This window comes from Aurantiacibacter xanthus, from assembly GCF_003584015.1.
Taxonomy (GTDB): domain Bacteria; phylum Pseudomonadota; class Alphaproteobacteria; order Sphingomonadales; family Sphingomonadaceae; genus Alteraurantiacibacter; species Alteraurantiacibacter xanthus.
The window spans coordinates 39,367-55,270 of the sequence record NZ_QXFM01000139.1 but is presented as its reverse complement, the minus strand read 5'-3'; the positions used below and the strand labels follow the sequence as shown (position 1 = coordinate 55,270).

Genomic DNA, 15,904 nt, shown 5'->3' with positions numbered 1-15,904 from the left:
TATCCTCTCCCTGCTCCTGTTGGCGGAGCTTAGTGGTTGTTGCGCGGCAGACCTCTGGTGGTGGCGATCCGCTGATATTTCTCGCTGCCTTCGAGGATCGCGCCGGTGTTCATTTGTCCGACCATTGAGCGCTGAATTTCCTGCCAGGGCGTCTGCGAGGCGGGGAAGGGGAAGCCGCCACTGGCTTCCAGTTCCTCGCGCCGACGGGCCAGTTCGGCGTCGTCGATCAGCAGGTCGACCTTGCCCTGCCTGAGGTCGATCCGCAGGCGGTCGCCGGTCTGCACCAGCGCGAGCGGACCGCCCACGGCAGCTTCGGGCGAAGCGTTGAGGATCGAGGGGCTGGCCGAGGTGCCCGACTGGCGACCGTCACCGATGCACGGCAGCGCGTGGACGCCCTGCGTGAGCAGGTACGAGGGCGCGCGCATGTTCACCACTTCGGCCGCGCCCGGATAGCCGACCGGCCCCGCACCGCGCATGATCATCAGGTGCCGCTCGGTGATGCCGAGCGCGGGATCGTCGATCCGGTCGTGATAGTCTTCCGGCCCGTCGAACACGACGACCGGGCCTTCGAAGGCGTCGGGATCGTCGGGGTTCGAGAGGTAGCGGGTGCGGAATTCCTCGCCGATCACGCTGGTCTTCATGATCGCGGCGTCGAACAGGTTGCCGCTCAGCACGAGGAAGCCGGCGCTTTCGACCAGCGGCTCGGCATAAGGATGGATCACGTCGTGATCTTCCGATTCGGCGTCGCGGCAGTTGTCGCCCAGCGTGCGCCCGTTCACCGTCATTGCATCTTCGCGGATCAGGCCCTGCCGGATCAGCTCGCCGATTACGGCAGGCACGCCGCCCGCGCGGTGGAAGTCCTCGCCCAGATAGGAGCCTGCCGGTTGCAGGTTGACCAGCAGCGGCACGGCGTGGCCATGCTCCTGCCAGTCCTTCAGCTCCAGCTCGACACCGAGATGGCGGGCGAGGGCCGCAAGGTGGATCGGCGCGTTGGTCGAGCCGCCGATGGCCGAACTCACCGCGATGGCATTGAGGAAGCTGTTGCGGGTCATGATGTCGGAGGGCTTCAGGTCCTCCGCCACCATTTCGACGATGCGCTTGCCAGTATGATAGGCCGCTTCCTGCCGGTCGCGGTAGGGGGCGGGAATCGTGGCCGAGCCGGGCAGCATCATGCCCAGCGCCTCGGCCAGCGAGTTCATCGTGGTGGCCGTGCCCATGGTGTTGCAATAGCCGGTCGAAGGCGCGCTGCTGGCGACGAGACGGATGAATTCCTCATCGTTGATCGTGCCTTCGGCGAGCAGCTCGCGCGCCTTCCACACGATGGTGCCCGATCCGGTCCGCTCGCCCTTGTGCCAGCCGTTGAGCATCGGGCCGACCGACAGCGCGATGGCGGGAATATCCACCGTGGCCGCCGCCATCAGGCAGGCGGGCGTGGTCTTGTCGCAGCCGGTGGTCAGCACCACCCCGTCGATCGGATAGCCATAGAGCAGTTCGACCAGCGCGAGATAGGCAAGGTTGCGGTCAAGCCCCGCGGTGGGGCGCTTGCCGGTCTCCTGAATCGGGTGGACGGGAAATTCGAGCGCAATCCCGCCCGCCTCGCGAATCCCTTCGCGGATGCGTTCCGCCAGCACGAGGTGATGGCGGTTGCAGGGGCTGAGATCACTGCCGGTCTGGGCGATGCCGATGATCGGCTTGCCGCTCCGCAACTCTTCGAGACTCAGCCCGAAGTTGAGATAGCGCTCCAGATAGAGCGCGGTCATGTCGATGTTCTCAGGATTGTCGAACCATGCCCGGCTGCGCAGCTTCTTGCTCACAATATTCCCTTTCGTATCCGCCCTGGCGGCAAGCTGCCGCTTGACGGTGTCGTCACCGCTCAATAGTCCTACAAATAGATAGAACGCAAGGGTGGAGGATTTCAAATTATGGCGCAAATGCCGTCGGGCCATGTGGCCGTGCCGACTGAGGGGCCGGATGAGGGGAGGGCGCCGTTCAACTACCGACCGGCGCTGGCGCTGCTCGCTTCGCTGTTTTTCATGTGGGGGTTCATCACCGTCATCAACAACACGCTGCTGCCGCATCTGCGCAGCGTGTTCGAGCTGAGCTATACCCAGACCACGCTGATCGAGAGCGTCTGGTTCATCGCCTATGGCCTGATGGGCATGCCGAGCGCCTTCGTGATCGAGCGAACCGGCTACAAGAAGGCGATCATCATCGGGCTGTCGGTGATGGCCGTGGGCGCGCTGCTGATGGTGCCCGCCGCGCGGCTTCCCTCTTACGGTGTTACGCTGTTCGCGCTGTTCGTGGTGGCGAGCGGGATTACGCTGTTGCAGGTCGCGGCCAACCCCTATGTGGCGGTGATCGGTCCTGCCGAAAGCTCCGAATCGCGCCTCACGCTGGTGCAGGCGTTCAATTCGATGGGTACGTTCTTCGCGCCCTATTTTGGCGGCTACCTGATCCTCAGCCGCACCATGGGCGGGACCTCGCTCGAAGGCACGGTGCTGACCGAGGCCGAGCGGCTGGCCGATGCGCAGGCGACGCAGCTTCCCTATATTCTGGTGGCGGTGGTGCTGGTGATCCTCGCGGCGGTGATCTGGCGTTCGAACCTTCCGGCCATGGGCTCGGCGACCAGCCGGGTGGCCAAGGAGGAGCGCAAGAACCACTCGCTGTGGCGGCACCGCAACCTCGTGCTCGGCGTACCGGCGATCTTCATCTACCTGATCGCCGAAATCGGCGTCGCCAACCTGTTCATCAACTTCGTGATTCTGCCCGACATCGCCGGGATCACGCCGGCGCGGGCGGCAAATTATCTGGTGCTGCTGTGGGGCGGAATGATGGTCGGACGGTTCGGCGGGGCCTTCCTGATGCGCCGCTTCCCTGCCGACAAGACTTTGGCCTGCTTTGCCCTGTTCGCGCTGGTGGTGATGATTGGCGCGGCCACCCTGCATGGCCCCATCGCCATGTGGTGCCTCATTCTGGTGGGGCTGGGCCATTCGATCATGTTCCCCGCCATCTTTGCCATGGGCATCAAGGGGCTGGGTCCGCTGACCGAGGAGGCCTCGGGCCTGCTGATCACCGCCATTGCGGGCGGCGCGCTGGTGGTCGTTCAGGGGTGGCTCGCAGACGCCTACGGTTTGCAGAACAGCTTCTGGCTGACCGTCGCCTGCGAGATTTATATCATCTACTATGCGCTGTGGGGATCGAAGCCCGTGGTGATGGGCGCCCCGACCGAGTGACCGGGGCGGCCTTTTATTGCGCCGAATAGGCGTAGGGGCCGAGCACCAGCCCGGTGAACAGGTTGGTGCGCACCGAGGCGAGCTGGCCGATGTCCACCCCGTCGGCCAGCACCTGCCAGCCTCCGCGAGAGCCGGTGCGGTAGCTGAAGCGCGCCTTGTCGCGGTCGATCTCGATCCGCAGATCGGCCGCGTCGCCGCGCCAGGGCGTGCTGGTCACCACCGTGCCGTTGACCGGGGCGTTCTCCCCATCGCGGCGGAGCACCGCGAGGACCGGCCCTTCGGCGGTGCCCAGCAGCCCGAACGACGCGAAGGCCTCCTCGCTGGCGACAGCCGCCAGCCCGGCGAAGTCCCCCTCCTTTTGCGGCGCGAAACTGAGCGTAGTGGTCATGCTCGCCCGATGCTGTTGCAGCCGCTGGCCGACGAAGGCGGGCATCGCCTTCTGCGAGATGGCTTGCGGCCCGGCAACGAGGTGCAGCGCGCCATCGCTCAGCGAGACATTCTGCACCGGGGCATTGCCACGCATCCGCAACCACTGCGGCCCCAGCCGCGCCGAAGTGAACTCATCGCGCCAGCTCGATGTATCGGGCGTGGGGGCGGGTGCCAGCGCGGGGCGCCCTGCCGTCAGTGGCACGGCCTCGCCATGATCGAGGAACAGCGGCCAGCCATCGCGCCAGGTCACGGGCAGGAGGAAGGTCTCGCGGCCCATCAGCGTATCCTGATCCGCGAACGGGCGGGTGCCGAGGAACACGCCCCACCAGCTGCCGTCGTCAAGCTGGACGAAATCGGCATGCCCGGTCGCCTCGACGCGGTCGGGCCGGTCGCGCGGCAGGTCGCGCTGGGTCAGGATCGGGTTGATCGGACCGGGGGCATAGGGCCCGGTGATCGTGCGGCTGCGATAGATGGTCTGCGAATGCTGGTCGGCCGTGCCGCCCTCGGCCGCCAGCAGGTAATACCAGCCATCGACCTTGTAGATATGCGGCCCCTCGGCCCAGACCGGGTTGGCGGCAGGGTCCACCCCGCCGTCCACCAGCACCTGCGGCTCGCCGACCAGCTTGAGCGTCTGGAGGTCGAACTGCCGGATCCAGATCGCGCGGTGGCCGTCGTAGCGCGGCTCGCCTTCGGGAGCGTCGTTGTAGGTGATCCAGCCGCGCCCGTCCTCATCCACGAACAGCGAGGGGTCGATCCCGTCGAAATCGAGCGGCACCGGGTCGGACCACGGCCCGGCCGGGACGGTCGCGGTGATCAGGAAGTTGCCGTCGCAGCGCACGCAGGTGTTGAGGAGGTAAAAGGTGCCATCGTGCCAGGTGATCGCCGGGGCATAGAGGCCGTCGCCGGTCAGCGAGACGCGCGACAGGTCGACCATGCCGGGGCGGTCGATGGCATTGCCGATCTGCTCCCAGTTCACGAGATCGCGGCTGTGAAACACCGGCAGACCCGGAAACCAGCCGAAGGTCGAGGTGACGAGATAGAAATCCGCGCCCACCTTCACGATCGAGGGATCGGGGTGAAAACCGGGCAGGATCGGGTTGGCATAGGTCTGCCCATCGCTCGGCTTCGCCTCTCCCTCATAGGCGACGAAGTCGAAGGACGCGGTTGGCCCGGCGGCGGCGGGGGCCGCGATCAGAGCGGTCATCGCCAGCAAAAGGGCCTTCGATCTTTCAAGCATGTGAAATTCTCCCAAGATGTGATGCAGCACTTGCCGTACCGCCTGTGGCTGCGTATGGTAGCGCTATCAAGGGCGAGGGCAAGAGCAACGGCAATGGCCGAAAATCTGGAATGCATGTTGCCGGAAGATTACCGGCAGGGAACCTTTATCGGACGCGCTTTGTCGCCCGAGGGACCAGTGGTTATCACCATTCGTGACGGCGAGCTGTTCGATCTGACCGAACAGTGCGCAACCGTGTCTGGCGCGGTTGCGCGGCGGGAATTCGCGGGCGGCGTGGCGCTCGGCCCGGTGAGTGGAGGCTTGCCGCAGGGCTGGACGCTGCTGTCGCCGGTCGACCTGCAGGCGATCAAGGCGAGCGGCGTGACCTTCGCGATCTCCGCTATCGAGCGGGTGATCGAGGAGCGGGCGCGCGGCGATTCGGCCAAGGCGGCGGAAATTCGCGCCATGCTCGAAGATCAGGTCGGCGCGATTCGCGAAGTGGTGCCCGGCAGCGACGAGGCCATGCGCCTCAAGGAACTGTTGATCGGGCAGGCGATGTGGTCGCAGTATCTGGAAGTTGCGATCGGACCGGATGCGGAGATTTTCTCGAAATCGCCGGTGCTTTCCACCGTCGGCGCGGGCGCGCTGATCGGAGTGCGTTCGGATTCGAGCTGGAACAACCCCGAACCCGAAGTGGTGCTGGTGTGCGACAGCGCGGGCGCAGTGGTCGGCGCCACGCTTGGCAACGATGTGAACCTGCGCGATTTCGAAGGCCGCAGCGCGCTGCTGCTGTCGAAGGCGAAGGACAACACGGCCTCGTGTTCGATCGGCCCGTTCATCCGCCTGTTCGACGCCACTTTCGGCATCGACGATGTGCGCAGCGCGATTGTCGATCTGAGGATCGACGGGCCTGAGGGCTATGTCCTCGAAGGCAGCAACGACATGCGCCAGATCAGCCGCGACCCGCTCGATCTGGTGGCGCAGTGTCTGTCCGAGCATCACTATCCCGATGGTTTTGTGCTGTTCTGCGGCACGCTGTTCGCGCCGGTGCAGGATCGCGATGCGCCGGGGGCGGGCTTTACGCACAAGATCGGCGACAAGGTCACGATTTCCTCGCCCCGGCTGGGGCGGCTGGTGAACGAGGTGACCACCTCGCGCGACGCTCCGGCCTGGACGATGGGGATCGGCGAGTTCGTCCGCAATCTGGCCGGGCGCGGCCTGATCGAGAAAATCTGACGTGGTGCAGGCAAGCCTTGAGGCACCGGCATTGATGTCAGCAGGCCGCCTTCACGGCGGGCAAACAGATAGAGGAGAAGACGTCCAGATGAGTTCAGGCGAGCGCGCCGCAACGGGATCGGGCGCAATCTATCCCTCGCTGACAGGCCGCAAGGTGATCGTCAGTGGCGGCGGATCGGGCATTGGGGCAGGCATTGTGGAGGGCTTCGTCAGACAAGGCGCAGCGGTCGCCTTCGTCGATTTGCAGGAGAAGCCGAGCGAGGCGCTGGTCGAGCGGCTGAGCGATGCCGCCACACCGCCGATCTTCATGCCTTGCGATATCACCGATGTGACCGACTACGGCGCCAGGATCGCCACTCTGATCGAGCGGCTGGACGGGTGCGACGTGCTCGTCAACAATGCCGCCAACGATGATCGCCACAAGGTCGGCGAAATCACGTCCGAATACTGGGACGAGCGGATGGCGGTGAACCTCAAGCACCAGTTCTTCGCCGCCAAGGCCGTGGTTCCGACAATGCGCGCGGCGGGCGGGGGCAGCATCATCAACCTCGGTTCGATCAGCTGGCATCTGGGTCTGGACGATCTCACGCTTTACCAGACCGCCAAGGCTGCGATCGAAGGGCTCACCCGCAGCCTCGCGCGCGAGCTGGGGCGCGACAATATCCGGGTCAACACCATCGTCCCCGGCAATGTGCAGACCCCGCGCCAGATGCAGTGGTACACCCCCGAAGGCGAGGCCGAGATCATGGCGCAGCAGTGCCTGAACGGCCGCCTCCAGCCGCGCGATATTGCCGCCATGGCGCTGTTCCTCGCCTCGGACGACGCGCGCTTCTGCACTGCGCATAACTATTGGGTCGACGCCGGATGGAGATGACGCCGCCCGTCGAGGTCTTGCTCGAAACCGGGGCTCTGCTCGGCGAGGGCGTGGTTTGGGACCATACGCGCGCGGCCCTGTGGTTCGTCGATATCAAGCGACACCAGCTCTGGCACTGCGATCCGGCCAGTGGTGAGCACTGGCATGCCGAAGCGCCGGGTCAGATCGGCTGGGCGCTGCCTGCCGAAGGCGGGTTGCTGCTGTGCGGACTGGCCGACGGGCTGTACACCTTCGATCCGGCCAGCCGCAGCTTCGAATTGCTGACCCGTTTGCCGGAAGAACCGTCGCACAATCGACTCAATGATGCCTGCACCGATCCGTGGGGCCGCGTGTGGTTCGGTTCGATGGACGATGGCGAGAGTGCTGCGTCGGGCCGGTTCTATCTGTTCGACCGGGGCGAAGTGCGCGCAATGGGCCCGGCGGGAATTACCATCACCAACGGCCCGGCGGTGAGCCCGGCTGGCGACCGGATCTACTTCACCAATACGCTGGCCCAGACCATCACGGTGGCCGAGCTTGGTCCCTCGGGGCTGGGTGACGTGCGGCCCTTCGTCGATGTCGGCGCGCTGTTTCCCCACGCCTATCCCGATGGGCCGGTGGTCGACAGCGAAGGCTGCCTGTGGAGCGGGCTCTATAACGGCGGCGGCATCGCCCGGTTCGATCCTGACGGGCGGCTGCTCGATTTCTGGGCCATGCCCGTGCGCGATATTACCAAGATGGCATTCGGAGGAGAGGATATGACAACTGCGTTCGTCACAACCGCCACGAAGAACCTCGCTCCCGAAGAGCGGGACGACTGGCCGGTGGCGGGCCATCTGCTGTCGTTCGAAGCGCCGGTTGCGGGTTTCGCGCAGGCCCTGGTGAAGCTGGCATGAGCGCGCGGCGGAGCCGCTGGCTGCTCGCCCCGCTCGCCGCCACCGCATTTCTCGGCGCTGGGGCCCCCGCTTTCGCCAAACCGAGCCTTGCTCCGGTGTGGGGCGAGGGTGCGGTGATCCAGCGCGACATGGTCGTGCAGGTGCAGGGCTATTCCGAGCCGAATGCCCGCATCACCGGCGTGCTCGGCACCGACCGCGCCAGCACCAGCGCCGATGGCTCGGGGGCCTTCGTGCTCAGTTTCCCCGCGCGCCCGGCCAGCGCCGATCCGATCGAGCTGGAAGTCACCGATGCCGATGGGGCGACCACCGTGGGCGGGCTGGTGACGGGCGATGTCTATCTCTGTTCGGGCCAGTCGAACATGGCCTTCACCGTTTCGGCAGGGCTGAACGGCGGCAACAACATCCGCACCAGCAACGATCCGTTGCTGCGGATGCTGACCGTGCCGCTGGCGACTGCTGCCGTGCCTGCGCGCGACTTCGATGGTCCGGTGCCATGGCAGGCCGCCTCCCCTGAGACCACCGGCAGGTTCTCCGCCGCCTGCTATTACATGCTGCGCGCCTTGCGGGCCTCGCACGACGTGCCGGTGGGGGCGATCCATGCCAGCTGGGGCGGTTCGCAGATCCGCGCCTGGCTGACGCCGGAATCCGGCAAGGCGCTCTATGGCGAGGCCGACATGGCGATGCTGACCGATTTCGCCGCCGATCCGGTCGCCGCCGCCGCCGCCTTCGCGTCGCGCTGGCAGGACTGGTACGCCGCTGCTGCGGGCGGCTCGAAGCCATGGGCCGAGCCGGACAGCCTCGACTGGAACCCCGTGCCCCGGATCGCACCGTGGACGAGTTGGGGCGAAGGCGCGCCCGCGGCAATCGGCAATGTCTGGTTCCGCCGCACCATCGAGCTGACCCCCGAGCAGGCAGCGGCGGGCGGCACGGTCAATATCGGCATTATCGACGATCTCGATGCCACCTGGATCAACGGCAAGCCGCTCGGCTTCAATCACGGCTGGGAATGGGAGCGCGAATATGCCGTCCCTGCCAGTTACCTGAAGGCCGGCACCAACGAACTGGTCTTCGCCGCCTCGAACAGCTGGGATCAGGCCGGGATGCAGAGTTCGGCAGACCGGCTCTCGTTCACCGTGACCGGGGGGCAGCGGCTGTCGCTGGCCGAAGGCTGGTCCTATGCGACCAGCCCCGTCACCGAAATGCCCCCGCGCGCGCCGTGGGATGCGAACGCGGGCATCGGGGTGATGCACAACCGGATGATCGCGCCGCTGGGTGCGCTCTCGCTGAAGGGCGCGGCCTGGTATCAGGGTGAGAGCGACACGGGGCAGGCCGGCTATGACGACCGCCTGCGCGAACTGGCGGCAGGCTGGCGGCGCCAGTTCGGCTCGCAATTGCAGATGCTGGTGGTGCAACTGGCGGGCTATGGCGAGCCGACCTCCGAGCCCGGCCCGAGCAGCTGGGCCGACCTGCGCGAGATCGAGCGCGAGATGGCGGTCGCTGACGACAACGCCGCGCTGGTGACGGCCATCGATCTGGGCGAATGGAGCGACATCCATCCTGCCAACAAGGTGCTGCTGGGTGAGCGGCTGGCCCTGGCGGCGGCGGGATCGCCGCTGCCGATGCCGGTCTCGGCGCGGATCGTGCCCGCGAGTGCCGACAAGCCTGCCGAGGTGGCGGTGCGCTTCTCCGGCGTAGAAGGCGGCCTCACCAGCTGGAGCGGGGCCGCGCTCGGCTTCGAGCTGTGCGCTGCGAGCGAGGATAGCTGCGTCTATGCGCCGGGCCGGGCCGAAGGCGATAGCGTCTATCTGCCGGTCGGCGGCCAGCAGGTAACGCGGGTGCGCCATGCATGGGCCGATGCGCCGGTGGTCAATGTCCACGATGGGCGCAAGATCGCCATTCCGGGCTTTGAACTGGCGGTGGAGTAAGCGCCAGATACCCTGATCAACCTGCTCCCCTCCCCCTGGGGAGGGGCTGGGGGTGGGGGCTCGACGCTGGCCTGGAACCCCCATCCCAACCCTTCCCCAAGGGGAAGGGCTTTGCGAGTCAATGCAGTGTCATCCCGCTTTAACCGGGCCGTCGCTGCAACAGGCTCGGCGCGGTGTCGCTGTCGCGGCGCACCAGTTCGTAGGGCATGATATGCGCTTCGGTGCTGGCGCTGCTCGCCCCGCGCTTGCCGCGCAGCATCGTCGCTGCGGTGCGCACCGCCCAAGCCGTCATCTCGCGGATCGGCTGGCGGATCGTGGTCAGCTCGGGCCAGACCGAGCGGGCCAGATCGGTGTCGTCGAAGCCGCAGACGGTGAGGTCGGTCGGCACCTCAAGATGGCGGCGATGGGCCATGGCGACGGTCGCTGCGGCCATGTCGTCGTTCGACGCGAAAATGGCCGTGGGGCGGGGGTCGACCGACAGCAGCTTCTCCGCTGCATCCATGCCCGAACGATAGGTAAACCGGCCTTGGGCGACCAGCCGGTCGTCGATTTCGAGCCCGGCGTCTTCCATCGCCTTGCGAAAGCCGTCGAGCCGCAGCGACGAGGCGACCTGCTGCGGGTTGCCGACAATGAACCCGATCCGGCGGTGGCCGAGGCCGATGATGTGGCTGGTCATGTCGTAGGCGGCCTGAAACTCGTCGATCAGCACCGAGGCGCCGTTGCCGCTCGCCGCACCCGGCCCCACCGCGATGGCGATCGCGCCATGGTCGAGGATGAGATCGAGGATCGACTGATCGTCCGACAGCGGCGGCGGAAGGATGAAGCCGCGAAAGCCGCTGGAAATCAGGCGCGAAATGATATCGCGCCCGGTTTCGCCGTCGGTATCCGCCACCGATTGCACCACCACCTGCAAGCCGCTGCGGTTGGCCTCTTCCAGCGCGCCCATCAGGAACTCGGCCAGATAGGCGGTCGAGGGGTTGTCGTAGAGCAGTGCGATCCGCTGTTGTTCGCCCGCCGCGAGGCTGCGCGCGGCGCGGTTGGGGCGATAGTCGAGCTTCTTGATCGCCTTCAGCACCGCCTCGCGTGTGGCGCTGCGCACGCCCGCCTCGTCGTTGATGACGCGGCTGACGGTCATGGGTGAGCAGTTGGCCTCGCGCGCCACATCGCTGATGGTCGGCTGGCCGGACTGCCGGCGTCTCGGTCTGCTCGCGCTCATGGTTTTACCCGTTTCCTAGTGCTGCCGGGTTCCTTGGCGCGCGGGGCCGGAGCGGGCAAGTGAATTGGCAACATTCGGTTTTTTACCAAGGCTTCAATCGCTGGGGGCCTCGGGGAAATCGCGCGCGCGATAATCGGCGAGATCGTGCTCGGGCGGGGCACTGCCTGCAGGCAGGGGCAGGCCATTGAGCGATTGCCAGTAGGCGATGCTGGCGTCGCGCCACCAGCGTGCTTCCTTTGCCTGTATGGCGAGGAAATCGGTCACATCCCCGTGGCGGCGCGGGTCGACCTTGCCTGCCTGCGCGGCCCACATCGCCTGCATCTCGGCCACGCCTGCGACCCCGGTGTCGTAATGCTCGACCAGTGTCGGCCACAGGCGCTTGCCATCGGGCAAGGCCCAGTCCCACGGCACATGGTGGAACCACAGCAGCAGGCGCGGGTCGGTGGTTTCGGGCTCTGCCCACTGCGCTGCCACCGAGGGGGCATAGTCGGCCAGCGCATCGGTGCCGCTGGCGGTCCGGTCGAAGCCGATGCCGTCCTTGTCGGCGCGGTGGTAGTAGCATGGGTTCCACTCGGGGCGGGCAAGGTCGCAGACCCATGGGCCGGGGCCGTAGTGGTGTCCGGTGGCCATCAGGTGCGCAAGGCCGAGCGGGGTCATGTAGTCGACCACCAGCTCGCGGCTGTTCAGCATCATGGCCGAGACATCGCTGACGAAAGCGGGGTCGCGCGAGAAGGTCTGCATCAGCCACTCGCGGGCGATCTCTTCGCTGGAAAGCTGCGGGTTCCAGGCGAGGCGGCCGAAGGCATACCAGTTGGCCTGATCGAAGTGGCTGCCGCTCCAGTTGCGCGCTGTGCCGATGTTGGCGACCCCGGCCATGCCTGCGGGCGCGATGCTGCTCGCCACGGTGCCACCATGCCCGGTCTCGGCGTCGAGCACCTCCTTCCACAGCGGCGCAAGGTAGGCGACATGGGTGGCAAAGCCGAGATATTCCTTGGTAATCTGCGCTTCGAGCGCGACCCTGGTGTGGCGCATCGCGCCGAACAGCGGGTGGAACGGCTCGCGCGGCTGGAAGTCGATCGGGCCGTTCTTCACCTGCACGATCACGTTGTCGGCAAAGGCGCCGTCGAGCGGGGCGAACTCGCGATAGGCCTGGCTGGCGCGGTCGGTCTCGTCCTCGGCGGCATAGACGAAGGCGCGCCAGAACACCGTGCCGCGCGCGCCGATGGCGCTCGCCAGCATGTTCGCGCCCTCGGCATGGGTGCGGCCATAGTCGCCGGGGCCGGGCTGGCCTTCGCTGTTGGCCTTGACCAGAAAGCCGCCAAAGTCGGGAATGGCGGCATAGATCTCGTCGGCCTTGTTCTGCCACCACCGGGCAACGGCAGGGTCGATCGGGTCGGCGGTGTCGAGCCCGCCGATGTCGCGCGGGGCGGAAAAGCGGGCGGTGAGATAGACGCGGATGCCATAGGGCCGCCAGGCGTCGGCCAGCCGCGCGAGCCGGGCGATATAGCGCGGCTCCAGCATCATGGCGCTGGCGTTGACGTTGTTCACCACCACGCCGTTGATGCCCACGCTGGCATTGGCGCGGGCATAGTCGATCATGCGCCGGTCGAGATGGTCGGGCAGGTGCCACCAGTCGAAAATCGAACTGCCGGCATAGCCGCGCTCGACCGTGCCATCGGGGTTGTCCCAGTGGTTGAGCAGGCGCAGCGGCATGGCGGGGGCCTCTGCGTGATGTATCTTGGTGAGCCGTTCGCCCGTATCGAGCAGGCGGAGCAGCGCGAAGGCGCCATAGAGGCAGCCACTCGCCTCGCCCGCACGCAGGGTCAGGCCGGTGCTGTCACCATCGAGCGCAAAGGCACCGCCACGGGCGATGTCGGCGTCTGTGCAGGAGAGGCGGATCGACAGCGGCGCGGCGGGCGGGCTCTCGCCGCCAGCCAGTTCGGCAAGACCGCTGCGCAGTTCGGCCAGGGCCACCGACACCATCGCCTCGGCCCCCGCATCGGCAAAGCTGTCGGGGCCGGCAACCGTGATGCCGTTCAGCTCTGACCCTGCTGCGCCGCCGACCGGCTCGTGTCGCAGCCAGAGATCGTATCCGTCCTCCGCCCGCACCTGCGCGTCCGACAGCAGCGCGACGACCAGCGCAAGACCGAGGAGACTCCGCAGGGCCCAAGATTGATGATTGACAAGCATGATCCTCTCCATCATGGTAGCGCTATCATAAGAACGCTGCCTGTCAAGCGCAGCTCGGAGATTGGATGGTTGATGGCGGGCTTGGGCTCCTCCCCAATATGTCTGTCCGGTGGTTTGGTGCAGCGGGTCGCCTGCAACACCTCTGCCGGGGCGATGCCTCGCATTAACCTGTGCCCCCGTCGCGGCACGGCCGATGCCGCCGTGGTCGGGGCCGAGGCGCGCGACTTCCCTCTGGTCCTCTCCCTCAGAGGGAACGTCGCGCGCCCATTGGTTTCGCAACAGGGTTGGACTGCCGGATGATGAATCGGAGAGCCGCTCTGCGGTTGGCCTGTGGTGGCAGCCTGTCGGCATTGGCGCTGGCCGGGGCACCTGCCGTTTTCGCGCAAGGGCGCGCCCCGCTGTACAAGGATGCGCAGGCGCCTGTCGCCGCGCGTGTCGCCGATCTGCTGGCGCGGATGACGCTGGCGGAGAAGATCGCCCAGATCCGCGCAGTGTGGGTCGGCAAGGCCGACATGAGCGAGGGGCTGGACTTCGCACCTGCCAAGGCCAGTGCCGCCTTTCCCGACAACATCGGCCATCTCACCCGCCCGAGCGACCGGCGCGGCGTGCCCGGCGTGGGTGGGGCTGTCGGGGGTACGGCAGCCAACTGGCGCACGCTCGAACAGACGGTCGCATTCATCAATGCGCTGCAACGCTGGGCGCTGGAGGATACGCGGCTCGGCATCCCGGTGCTGGTGCACGAGGAATCGCTGCACGGCTACATGGCGACCGAGGCGACCATGTTCCCGCAGGCCATCGCGCTTGCCGGGACGTTCGACACCGATCTGATGCGCCGCATTCAGTCCACCATCGCCGCCGAGACCCGCGCGCGCGGGGTGCCGCTGGTGCTGAGCCCGGTGGTCGATATCGCGCGCGATCCGCGCTGGGGCCGGATCGAGGAGACCTGGGGCGAAGACCCCTATCTGTGCGGCGAGCTTGGCGTGGCGGCGGTCGAAGGCTTGCAGGGGCCGGGCAAGTTCGAACGGCTGGCCGATGGCAAGGTCTTCGCGACGCTCAAGCATATGACCGGCCACGGCCAGCCCGAGGGCGGCAACAATGTCAGCCCAGCGCAGGTCAGCGAGCGCGAACTGCGCGAGAACTTCTTTCCGCCCTTCCGCGAGGTGGTGCGGCGGACGTCGATCGGCGCGGTGATGCCGAGCTATAACGAGATCGACGGCGTGCCGAGCCATGCGAATGTCTGGCTGCTGGGCGAGGTGCTGCGCGGCGAATGGGGTTTCGACGGGCTGATCGTGTCGGACTATGGCGGGGTCCACGAATTGGCGACGCTGCACCATGTGGCTGCCGATCTGGGCGAAGCGGCGCATCTGGCGCTGCTGGCCGGGGTCGACAGCGAACTGCCCGAAGGCGATGCCTATGCCACGCTCGCCGGGCAGGTGGCCGAGGGCAAGGTGCCCGAGGCGCTGATCGACCGGGCCTGTGCGCGGATGCTGGCCTTCAAATTCCGCGCGGGCCTGTTCGAGAATCCTTATGGCGATGCCGCCCATGCCCGCCGCATCACCGGCGATGCCGCTGCCCGGGCTCTGGCGCTGGAAGCCGCGCGCAAAAGCCTGTGTCTGCTGACCAATCGCAATCAGGCCCTGCCGCTGGATGAAGCGACGATGGGCCGGGTGGCGGTGATCGGGCCGAACCATGCCATTGCCCGGCTGGGCGGCTATTCGAGCGTGCCCAAGCAGGCGATCAGCCTGATCGAGGGCCTGCGCGCGGTTGCGCCGGGGGCCGAGTTCGTCACCGCGCAGGGCGTGTTCATTACCCGCAGCGAAGACCGCTCCGCCGACCTGATCGAGCTGGCCGACCGCGACGAAAACCTGCGCCTGATCGAGCAGGCGGTGGACCTCGCGCGCGGCTGCGACACGATCATTCTCGCCATCGGCGACACCGAGCAGACCAGCCGCGAAGGCTTTGCCGCCAATCACCTTGGCGACCGGATCGACATCGATCTGGTGGGCGAACAGAATGCGCTGGTCGATGCGCTTGCAGCGCTCGGCAAGCCGCTGATTATCGCCGCCTATAACGGGCGCCCGCCAAGCTGGCCCAATGCGGTCGCAAAGGCCGATGCCGTGCTCGAATGCTGGTATCCGGGGCAGGAGGGCGGCACCGCCGTGGCCGAGGCGCTGCTCGGCCGGATCAATCCCGGCGCGCGGTTGCCGGTGTCGGTGGCGCGTTCGGCAGGGCAGGTGCCGCGCTTCTACAACCACAAGCCAAGCGGCCGGCGCGGCTATTTGTTCGACGAGATGACCCCGCTGTTCGCCTTCGGGCACGGCCTCAGCTACACCAGCTTCGCCATCTCGCCGCCGCAGCTTTCCGCCAGCCGGGTGGCCAGCGACAGGCCGGTCGAGGTCCGCTGCACGGTGCGCAACACCGGCGCGCGGGCGGGCGACGAGGTGGTGCAACTCTACATCACGCGCAGCGATGTTTCGGTGACGCGGCCGGTGCTCGAACTCAAGGGATTCGAGCGGGTCACGCTGGCACCGGGCGAAAGCCGCGAAGTGCGCTTCACGCTCACGCCGGAGGCGCTGGCGTTCTGGAATATCGACATGGAAGAGGTGAACGAGCCGGGGCCGGTCGAGGTCCACGTAGGTCCGGCCTCCGACCGCTTGCAGAGCGCCCGCTTCGAAGTCGTCTGACCCTTTCCCACACGCACGCCTACGAA

At 66.9% G+C, this 15,904-nt stretch carries 10 protein-coding genes; 6 read left to right on the top strand and 4 right to left on the bottom strand.

Translation table 11 applies throughout. The features are described 5' to 3' along the window. Positions 1-29: 29 nt before the first annotated feature. A complete protein-coding gene (locus tag D2V17_RS17850) occupies positions 30-1,814 on the bottom strand; it encodes an IlvD/Edd family dehydratase (protein ID WP_245978793.1) in 1,785 nt (594 codons plus the stop codon). A 108-nt stretch (positions 1,815-1,922) separates the two neighbouring features. Between D2V17_RS17850 and D2V17_RS17845 the strand changes: the two genes are divergently transcribed. Beyond that, positions 1,923-3,233 carry a sugar MFS transporter gene (locus D2V17_RS17845; protein ID WP_425453655.1) on the top strand — a complete coding sequence of 437 codons (1,311 nt, stop codon included), beginning with the start codon at positions 1,923-1,925 and terminating at the stop codon, positions 3,231-3,233. 13 nt (positions 3,234-3,246) lie between these two features. On the opposite strand, the gene D2V17_RS17840 is transcribed toward D2V17_RS17845, so the two are convergent. Next, on the bottom strand, positions 3,247-4,899 hold the full coding sequence (locus D2V17_RS17840; protein WP_119594472.1) for a glycoside hydrolase family 43 protein: 1,653 nt from the start codon (positions 4,897-4,899) through the stop codon (positions 3,247-3,249). A 93-nt stretch (positions 4,900-4,992) separates the two neighbouring features. Here D2V17_RS17840 and D2V17_RS17835 point away from each other — a divergent pair, with 93 nt between their 5' ends. From D2V17_RS17835 to D2V17_RS17820, 4 genes are all read left to right on the top strand, one after another. Further along, positions 4,993-6,114 carry a fumarylacetoacetate hydrolase family protein gene (locus tag D2V17_RS17835; protein WP_119594470.1) on the top strand — a complete coding sequence of 374 codons (1,122 nt, stop codon included), beginning with the start codon at positions 4,993-4,995 and terminating at the stop codon, positions 6,112-6,114. Positions 6,115-6,202: 88 nt separating this feature from the next. Continuing rightward, positions 6,203-6,988, top strand: a complete 786-nt coding sequence (gene xylB / locus D2V17_RS17830) for a D-xylose 1-dehydrogenase (protein ID WP_119594468.1) — start codon at positions 6,203-6,205, stop codon at positions 6,986-6,988. Further along, positions 6,985-7,863, top strand: a complete 879-nt coding sequence (locus D2V17_RS17825; RefSeq protein WP_245978792.1) for an SMP-30/gluconolactonase/LRE family protein — start codon at positions 6,985-6,987, stop codon at positions 7,861-7,863. The genes xylB and D2V17_RS17825 overlap by 4 nt, the downstream gene beginning before the upstream one ends. Then, complete coding sequence (locus tag D2V17_RS17820) at positions 7,860-9,788, top strand: sialate O-acetylesterase (protein ID WP_119594464.1); 1,929 nt, start codon at positions 7,860-7,862, stop codon at positions 9,786-9,788. The genes D2V17_RS17825 and D2V17_RS17820 overlap by 4 nt, the downstream gene beginning before the upstream one ends. A gap of 139 nt (positions 9,789-9,927) precedes the next feature. Here the strand turns inward: D2V17_RS17820 and D2V17_RS17815 are convergent, their stop codons facing one another. Together D2V17_RS17815 and D2V17_RS17810 are read right to left on the bottom strand one after the other, a co-directional pair. Continuing rightward, complete coding sequence (locus D2V17_RS17815; protein ID WP_119594462.1) at positions 9,928-11,004, bottom strand: LacI family DNA-binding transcriptional regulator; 1,077 nt, start codon at positions 11,002-11,004, stop codon at positions 9,928-9,930. A 93-nt stretch (positions 11,005-11,097) separates the two neighbouring features. After that, positions 11,098-13,194: an alpha-glucuronidase gene (locus tag D2V17_RS17810; protein ID WP_119594460.1), complete on the bottom strand. Its 2,097-nt coding sequence runs from the start codon at positions 13,192-13,194 to the stop codon at positions 11,098-11,100. A 296-nt stretch (positions 13,195-13,490) separates the two neighbouring features. Between D2V17_RS17810 and D2V17_RS17805 the strand changes: the two genes are divergently transcribed. After that, on the top strand, positions 13,491-15,878 hold the full coding sequence (locus D2V17_RS17805) for a glycoside hydrolase family 3 N-terminal domain-containing protein (RefSeq protein ID WP_245978791.1): 2,388 nt from the start codon (positions 13,491-13,493) through the stop codon (positions 15,876-15,878). Positions 15,879-15,904: the final 26 nt, after the last annotated feature.

Bases quoted from the DNA above. Each gene is read 5' to 3' on its own strand.
- D2V17_RS17835 (WP_119594470.1), top strand. From the start codon at position 4,993: ATGGCCGAAAATCTGGAATGCATGTTGCCGGAAGATTACCGGCAGGGA.
- D2V17_RS17805 (WP_245978791.1), top strand. From the start codon at position 13,491: ATGATGAATCGGAGAGCCGCTCTGCGGTTGGCCTGTGGTGGCAGCCTG.
- D2V17_RS17820 (WP_119594464.1), top strand. From the start codon at position 7,860: ATGAGCGCGCGGCGGAGCCGCTGGCTGCTCGCCCCGCTCGCCGCCACC.
- D2V17_RS17845 (WP_425453655.1), top strand. From the start codon at position 1,923: ATGGCGCAAATGCCGTCGGGCCATGTGGCCGTGCCGACTGAGGGGCCG.
- D2V17_RS17825 (WP_245978792.1), top strand. From the start codon at position 6,985: ATGACGCCGCCCGTCGAGGTCTTGCTCGAAACCGGGGCTCTGCTCGGC.
- D2V17_RS17840 (WP_119594472.1), bottom strand. From the start codon at position 4,899: ATGCTTGAAAGATCGAAGGCCCTTTTGCTGGCGATGACCGCTCTGATC.
- D2V17_RS17810 (WP_119594460.1), bottom strand. From the start codon at position 13,194: ATGCTTGTCAATCATCAATCTTGGGCCCTGCGGAGTCTCCTCGGTCTT.
- xylB (WP_119594468.1), top strand. From the start codon at position 6,203: ATGAGTTCAGGCGAGCGCGCCGCAACGGGATCGGGCGCAATCTATCCC.
- D2V17_RS17815 (WP_119594462.1), bottom strand. From the start codon at position 11,004: ATGAGCGCGAGCAGACCGAGACGCCGGCAGTCCGGCCAGCCGACCATC.